Raw genomic sequence first — 6739 nt, 5'->3', positions numbered from 1 at the left:
GGTGTCGGGAGGCGGCCTGCGGCTCGACGGGGGTACTGGCCCGGTGGGCCGGTGACACGCTAATGCGCCGGCGTCCCGGTCACATCAGGGCGACGGCGAGGGCCTTGCGGGCCCGGAGCGAGGCGCGCTCGGCCTTCTGCCTGAGCCGGTGGGCCCGGGCGAGCCGGCCGACGAGCCGTTGGTGCTCGGCCTCCTGGAGGCGCTCTTGCATATGCGCCCGGGCCAGGGATTCATGGATGAGTTGCATCTCAAGGGTCCTGTTCTGGATCTGGAGTTCGGTGGTCTGCTCGGCGCGGACGGTCGGATCGATGGCGGCGGCGGTCATGTGGTGGTCCTGCTCGTGGTGCGTCGTCGGGAAGGGGTGAATGCGGGCGGCGTCAGCCTTGGCGGCGGCGAGGCGTACGGAGCGGCGGAGGGCGTCGTCCAGCGGGGGCTGCTCTCCCCGGCGGACGGTTCCGGCTCCGGACGCGGGGTTCACGCCGCGACCTCGGTCTTGCGCGGGCGGCCGCGCGGCCGCTTGCGGGCCACGACGACACCCTGGACGAAGAGCTCGCCACCCCAGACGCCCCAGGGCTCGCGGCGCTCGAGGGCACCGGTGAGACAGGCGTCCTTGACCGGGCAGGTGCCGCAGAGGGACTTCGCGTACTCGACGTCGGCGGGCGTCTCGGCGAAGAAGACCTCGGGGTCGAAGGCGCGGCACGGGATGGGGAGACCGAGCTCCTCGGCCTGGTCGATCGAGGTGAACTGCATGGGGAGAACCTCCGGGGGGTCGGCCTGGTCGGCCTTGATCTGGCTTGTCGGCGGTACGGACGGGGTGGGCGGCGTGATGACCGTGGACACTGTGGGCGTCTTCCTCGTCTTCTCAGTGGGTCCGGCTCAGCTGACTGATGGGGCTGGGCCGGAGGCCCCGGGGGGCCTGGGTGGTCTTGCGTACCGGACAAAACAGAAGGGCCGCGGATCCCGGTGTGGGGGATTCCGCGGCCCTGGAGGCACCGACCTGAGGCTGGCTCAGGTTCGTTCTCTCCAGGGTTCGGGGCCGCGGAAGGCCCACATCCGGATGGCCGTGGCGCCCGTAAAGGCGGCCATGGCCTGGTTGATCTGCTGCTCGTTCTGCTTCTGGGCGTTTCCGGCACCGATGACCTGCGCATAGCCGCCATGCATGGCGACGGCTACGGCCGTCTTCGGTGCCTGGGTCGGTCGCTCATCACGCAGGGAGCGCGAAGCATCGGCCGACGCCCAGTCGCGGGACAGACCAGTCTTGACACTGGTGCCGTCGAGGCTGCCGCCCTGGATGCCGGTGCTGCCGGGGCCAGTGTGTCCGAGGCCACTGACAGCGGGGGCGAGGGAGGCGGGAACGACGGAGACACCGGTGGTGTCAAGACCCAGACCGGTTCCGCACAGCTCGACGGCGAGCCGCAGATCGGCGGCACGCAGCGAGGCGGCGTTGACGGCCTGGCCAGTCATTTTGGTGATCATGGTTTCCACTGCATTCGCCTCCTCTCGGCGTCTCGCGGGGCCTGGTCTCCCGGGCTCCGAACTGTTCGGATGTCTGTCTCGGTAAAGCTGTGGAGCTGTCAGGCTGTGAAGCTGTAGAGCTGATGAAGCCTGTGGGCGCGGGAGCACACGGCGGCAGGCGTCACCCTGTGCCGATCGCGTCCCCTTGACCGCTCCGGCAGGCTATTGCGCTCCCGGTACGGCGCGCAAACTATTTTTCCGGCGAGTTTCCCGACGGTCTCCGCGGCGCCTCCCGACGCCCGCTGTGATCGCCCCGGACCGGCTCAGGCCGGTTCGTCCGGCTGGTCGTCCGTGACGTCCACCGGATCCCTGACGGGCTCCTCCCCCGCACACAACGAGAGCACGGCGGCCCCGTATTTGTCCAGCTTCATCGCGCCGACCCCGGAGATGCCGGCGAGCTCCTGCCGGTTGGCGGGGACGTCCTCGGCGATGGCCATCAGGGTGGCGTCGGTGAAGACGACGTAGGCGGGGGCGCCCTGTTCGCGGGCCTGGGCGGCGCGCCATTCGCGCAGTCGCTCGTAGAGCGCCTCGTCCATCGTGGAGGGGCAGCCCTCGCAGCGGCGGAGCTTGCGCTCGACGGCCTCGGTGAGGGCCCGCCCGCAGACCCGGCAGGTGACCGGGCCGCGGGCCCGACGCCCGGCGGAGCGCTCGCCGGCCTCCCCGCCGCGCCCGCCGCGCCCGGCGGGGCGCGTGCCGGGGGCGCTGGAGCCCGGGCGCAGCCCGTCCAGGAAGCGGCTGGGCTTGCGGGAGGCGCGCCCGCCCGGGGAGCGGGAGAGCGCCCAGGAGAGGGTGAGGTGCTTGCGGGCGCGGGTGACGCCGACGTAGAGGAGGCGGCGTTCCTCCTCGACCTGCTCGTCGGTCTTGGCGTAGATGATCGGCAGGGTGCCCTCGGTGAGACCGACCAGGAAGACGGCGTCCCATTCGAGGCCCTTGGCGGCGTGCAGGGAGGCGAGGGTGACGCCTTCGACGGCGGGGGCGTGCTGGGCGGCGGCGCGGGCGTCGAGTTCGGCGACGTAGGCGGCGAGGTCGGTGGTCAGGCCCTCGGCGGCGCGGCCGCGTTCGAACTCCTCGGCGAGCCGGACGAGGGCGGCGAGGGACTCCCAGCGGTCGCGGACGGCGCCGGAGCCGGCGGGCGGTTCGGCGGTGAACCCGCGGGTGGCGAGGACGGCGCGGACCTGGCCGGCGAGGTCGGGGGCGCCGTCGGTGACGGGGTCGGAGGCGGCGCGGGCGGCGCCGCGCAGCAGGACGCCGGCGTCGCGGACCTCGGGGCGTTCGAAGAACCGCTCGGCGCCCTTGAGCTGGTAGGGGACGCCGAGGTCGGCGAGGGCCTGCTCGTAGACCTCGGACTGGCCGTTGGTGCGGAACAGGACGGCGATCTCGCTGGCCCGCACGCCGGCGGCGAGGAGCTCCTTGATCCGGCGGGCGGTGGTCTCGGCCTCGGTGGGCTCGTCCTCGTACTCGGTGTAGACGGGCTCGGGGCCGGCCTCGCGCTGGGAGACGAGTTCGAGGCGGTGGCGGGCGGCCTCGCCGCGGGCCTGGGCGAGGAGTCCGTTGGCGAGGTGGACGACCTGGGGGGTGGAGCGGTAGTCGCGGACCAGCTTGACGACGGTGGCGTCGGGGTGGCGGGTGCGGAAGCCGAGCAGGTAGTCGGGGGTGGCGCCGGTGAAGGAGTAGATGGTCTGGCTGGCGTCGCCGACGACGCAGAGGCTGGCGCCGCCGCCGGGGCCGGTCCACTGGTCGAGGAGGCGCTGCTGGAGCGGGGAGACGTCCTGGTACTCGTCGACGGTGAAGTGCCGGTACTGGGCTCGGACCTGGTCGGCGATGTCGGGGCGGTCCTCCAGGATGGCGGCGGTGAGCAGCAGGACGTCCTCGAAGTCGATGTTGCCCCGGCGGCTCTTGGTCTCCTCGTAGACGCGGTAGACCTGGGCGGTCTCGGCGGGGTCCCGGGGGGCTTCGCGGCCGGACTTGGCGACGGCGGCGGGGTAGTCGTCCGGGCCGGTCTGGGTGACCTTGGCCCATTCGATCTCGGCGGTGAGGTCGCGCAGTTCGGTGCGCTGGACGCGCAGTCCGCAGCGGCCGGCGGCTTCGGCGACCAGCTGGACCTTGCGTTCGAGCAGCTGGGGGACGGGTCCGCCGACGGCGCGCGGCCAGAAGTACTGGAGCTGGCGCAGCGCGGCGGCGTGGAAGGTGCGGGCCTGGACGCCGTCGGCGCCGAGCTGGCGCAGCCGGCCGCGCATCTCGCCGGCGGCGCGGGCGGTGAAGGTGACGGCGAGGACCTGCTGGGGCTGGTAGACGCCGCTGCGCACGCCGTAGGCGATGCGGTGGGTGATGGCGCGGGTCTTGCCGGTGCCGGCGCCGGCGAGGACGCAGACGGCACCGTGCAGGGCGGTGGCGACGGCCCGCTGTTCGGGGTCGAGCCCGGCGAGGACGGCGTCGGGGCCGCCGGCGGGGTCGCCGTGGCGGTGGGCGTCCTGGTGTCCGTCGAACGGGCTGCCGCTCAAGAGGTCTTCCTGCATGCGTTCCATCCTCTCAGTCCGCACGGACATCCCGGGCGGGGTTGTCCACAGGGGCGGTGTGATCGCCGGATGATCGCGACATGGAGGGCGGGTAGTGGCATTCAAGGGCGTGTGTGCTCGGCCCCGCGCCGGTTCAGGTGCGCGCACGCCGGTACAGGCGGGCGCATGCCAGTACGGGTGGGCGCACGCCAGTACGGTCCGGCCGGCCGGGGAGCGGAATGACCCGCGGGCGGTGGACGTTGTCCCCCCGGAGCCGCGTGACCCGCGCGGCGCCCCCTGGCAGGCCCCTCCCCTACTCGAAGGAGTCCCCTCGATGTCCGGCAGCGTCACGATGTACAGCACGACCTGGTGCGGCTACTGCAACCGGCTCAAGAGCCAGCTGCAGCGCGAGGGCATCGGCTACACCGAGATCAACATCGAGGAGGACCCGGCGTCGGCGGCCTTCGTCGAGTCGGTGAACAACGGCAACCAGACCGTTCCGACCGTGCTGGTGCAGCCGGCCGGCGGCGGCGAGCAGGTCGTGATGACCAACCCGAGCCTGCTGCAGGTCAAGAAGGCCCTGGCGGCCTGACGCGGGTCACCCGGCGCCGGTCCGGCACGCCCGCCCACCGCGGCTACGGCGTGCCGGCCCGGGCGGGGTCGACGGGCGCCGCGGGCGCGGGCAGCGAGGCCCGGGCGCCGAGGTCGCCGACCCCGTAGACCAGCCGGCTGCGGTCCGCGGAGTAGCGCGTCTCGATGACCCGCACGGGCCCGCGCCGGTCGTAGGTGACCCGGGTCTGGACCATCAGCGGCACCCCGGGCCCGCCCTGGAACCACTGGGCCTCCTCCGGCCCCGGCATCCGGGCGACGAGGTGGTCGACGGCGCCGATCTCGGTGCGCCCGAGGGCGGCGAGCACCGCCTCGTCCCCGCCGTCGATCTGGTCGGGCTCCATCAGCGGGGTGCCGGCGGCGAGGCCGGCCCGGTAGTGGCTCTCCTCGATCGAGTACGGCTCGCGGTCGAGCATGCGCAGCTGGCGGCGGACCACGATGGCCTCGCCGGGGCGCAGTCCGAGCCGTTCGGCGATGTCGACGCGGGCCCGGACGATCATCATCTCGAAGTCGACGGTCAGTTCGCGCCCGCTCTCGGCGGCCTCGCCGCGGTAGACGGCGCTGGGCACGGCCAGGCAGTCGCGCGGTGCGGCGTCGCGCGGGAGGGCGTCCTGCGGTTCGAGGCGGGGGGCGGGCCCGTAGGCGCGGTGGTCGAGCACGGGGTGCTCGCGCAGATAGGTGCCCTTGCCCTGGAGGCGGACCAGTCGGCCTTCGTTGACGAGGACGTCGACGGCGAGGCGGACGGTGTTGCGGGCGACGCCGTACTGGCGTTCCAGTTCGCTCTCGACCGGCAGCGCGGCGGCGGTGGTGAACTCGCCCTCGGCGATCCGGCGGCGCAGGTCGGCGGCGAGGCGCTGGTATTTGGGGGATTGGGCGGTGCCCCGGGGGATTGTCACCCGAGTGAATGTAGCGATCCGGGTGATGGGCTTTCAGGCGTTTGCGGCAAAGTCCGCCGGGATCGGTGACACCGCCGGCCCGGGCTCCGGGGGCCGTACTGGACAGGGCCGCTCCGGTTACGAACATCCTGGGGAGACGGGTTCGAAAAGGAAATTGGGGGCGCGCGGATCAACTCCGCGCGCCCCCATCCCCGGAACGCTCCGGGGCCCGTCCGGAATTACCAGCGGGCCGCCGACGGCAGCGGTTCGCCGTACCAGAGTTCGACCAGGTGCCGGGCGATCGAGATCCCGGACGGCGGCAGGATCTCCCCCGCCGCCATGCCCGCCCGCAGCTCCTCCCGGGAGAACCAGCGCGCCTCCGCCAGCTCCTCGCCGTCCACGGTGATCGCGGTGCCCTCCGGGTCCGCCCGGCCCAGGAAGCCCAGCATCAGGCTGGACGGGAACGGCCACGGCTGGCTGGCCACGTAGGAGACCTCGGCGACCCCGACCCCGGCCTCCTCGCGCACCTCGCGCACCACCGCCTGCTCGATCGACTCCCCCGGCTCGACGAAGCCGGCCAGCGTCGACCAGCGGCCCTCCGGCCACAGCGCCTGGCGGCCGAGCAGGCAGCGGTCCTGCTCGTCGGTGATCAGCATGATCACCGCCGGGTCGGTGCGCGGGTAGTGCTCGGCCGCGCAGGAGGTGCAGCGCCGCACGTGCCCGGCGCCGGCCTTCTCGGTCGGGTGGCCGCAGCGCGAGCAGAAGCTGTGCAGCCGGTGCCAGTGCTCCAGCGCGACGGCGTGCACCAGCAGCCCGGAATCCCGGTCGGAGAGCAGCGCGCCGACCTCGCGCAGCCCGGCCGGGCGGGCGTCGCCGTCCAGCCGGCCCGGCAGGCTCTCGCCGGCCAGCGCGAAGTAGGAGACGCCGTCCTCGTCGGTGCCGAGGAAGTACCGGTCGCCGTTCTGCGGCGCCTCGAAGGAGGGCAGCAGGACCAGTTCGGTCCCCTGCCCGGTGTCCACCACGAACGCCTCGCCGCCGGCGATCGGCAGCACCTTGGTGGACGGGTGGCTCCACGCGGCCGCCAGCCAGGGCTCGTCGAACCGGTGCTGGGCCGCCCGGTCCACCCCGGCCCGGGCCAGCGCCAGGTGCAGCGGGCGTTCGGTCTCAGGCACGGTGCTCAACTGTTCCATCCCCACGTGATGAGTCTTCCGGACGGTTCGGGTCCCACGTTCGGGTTCGGGTCCC

Annotated in this window: 7 protein-coding genes; 1 reads left to right on the top strand and 6 read right to left on the bottom strand. The window is 73.3% G+C overall.

The genetic code is table 11. The features are described from left to right. Nucleotides 1-79 precede the first annotated feature (79 nt). The 4 genes from ACFU74_RS21515 to ACFU74_RS21500 all read right to left on the bottom strand — a co-directional run bounded on the left by ACFU74_RS21515 (nt 80) and on the right by ACFU74_RS21500 (nt 4040). Nucleotides 80-325, bottom strand: coding sequence for a hypothetical protein (locus tag ACFU74_RS21515; RefSeq protein ID WP_380759064.1), 246 nt, complete (start codon nt 323-325; stop codon nt 80-82). Between the two features lie 149 nt (nt 326-474). Further along, nucleotides 475-840, bottom strand: coding sequence for a WhiB family transcriptional regulator (locus ACFU74_RS21510; protein WP_380285518.1), 366 nt, complete (start codon nt 838-840; stop codon nt 475-477). A gap of 168 nt (nt 841-1008) precedes the next feature. Beyond that, nucleotides 1009-1485 carry a hypothetical protein gene (locus ACFU74_RS21505; RefSeq protein WP_380759060.1) on the bottom strand — a complete coding sequence of 159 codons (477 nt, stop codon included), beginning with the start codon at nt 1483-1485 and terminating at the stop codon, nt 1009-1011. Between the two features lie 293 nt (nt 1486-1778). Further along, entirely contained in the window at nt 1779-4040 is a 2262-nt protein-coding gene (locus tag ACFU74_RS21500; protein WP_380759057.1) for an ATP-dependent DNA helicase UvrD2, read from the bottom strand. Between the two features lie 304 nt (nt 4041-4344). On the opposite strand from ACFU74_RS21500, the gene ACFU74_RS21495 reads away from it, so the two are divergent. Then, entirely contained in the window at nt 4345-4602 is a 258-nt protein-coding gene (locus tag ACFU74_RS21495) for a mycoredoxin (RefSeq protein WP_380759055.1), read from the top strand. Nucleotides 4603-4645: 43 nt separating this feature from the next. Here ACFU74_RS21495 and ACFU74_RS21490 read toward each other — a convergent pair whose 3' ends face one another. Together ACFU74_RS21490 and nudC are read right to left on the bottom strand one after the other, a co-directional pair. Beyond that, nucleotides 4646-5515 carry a GntR family transcriptional regulator gene (locus ACFU74_RS21490; protein WP_380759053.1) on the bottom strand — a complete coding sequence of 290 codons (870 nt, stop codon included), beginning with the start codon at nt 5513-5515 and terminating at the stop codon, nt 4646-4648. A gap of 218 nt (nt 5516-5733) precedes the next feature. Further along, nucleotides 5734-6684 carry an NAD(+) diphosphatase gene (gene nudC / locus ACFU74_RS21485; RefSeq protein WP_380759051.1) on the bottom strand — a complete coding sequence of 317 codons (951 nt, stop codon included), beginning with the start codon at nt 6682-6684 and terminating at the stop codon, nt 5734-5736. Nucleotides 6685-6739 lie beyond the last annotated feature (55 nt).

Source organism: Kitasatospora sp. NPDC057500, assembly GCF_042802195.1.
In the GTDB taxonomy this organism is placed as follows: domain Bacteria; phylum Actinomycetota; class Actinomycetes; order Streptomycetales; family Streptomycetaceae; genus Kitasatospora.
The sequence above is the reverse complement of the archived record's forward strand: the minus strand, read 5'-3'. Positions and strand labels throughout refer to the sequence as shown.

Excerpts from the sequence above, each read along its gene's own strand:
- ACFU74_RS21495 (WP_380759055.1), top strand. The coding sequence starts at position 4,345 with ATGTCCGGCAGCGTCACGATGTACAGCACGACCTGGTGCGGCTACTGC.
- nudC (WP_380759051.1), bottom strand. The coding sequence starts at position 6,684 with ATGGAACAGTTGAGCACCGTGCCTGAGACCGAACGCCCGCTGCACCTG.
- ACFU74_RS21515 (WP_380759064.1), bottom strand. The coding sequence starts at position 325 with ATGACCGCCGCCGCCATCGATCCGACCGTCCGCGCCGAGCAGACCACC.
- ACFU74_RS21500 (WP_380759057.1), bottom strand. The coding sequence starts at position 4,040 with ATGGAACGCATGCAGGAAGACCTCTTGAGCGGCAGCCCGTTCGACGGA.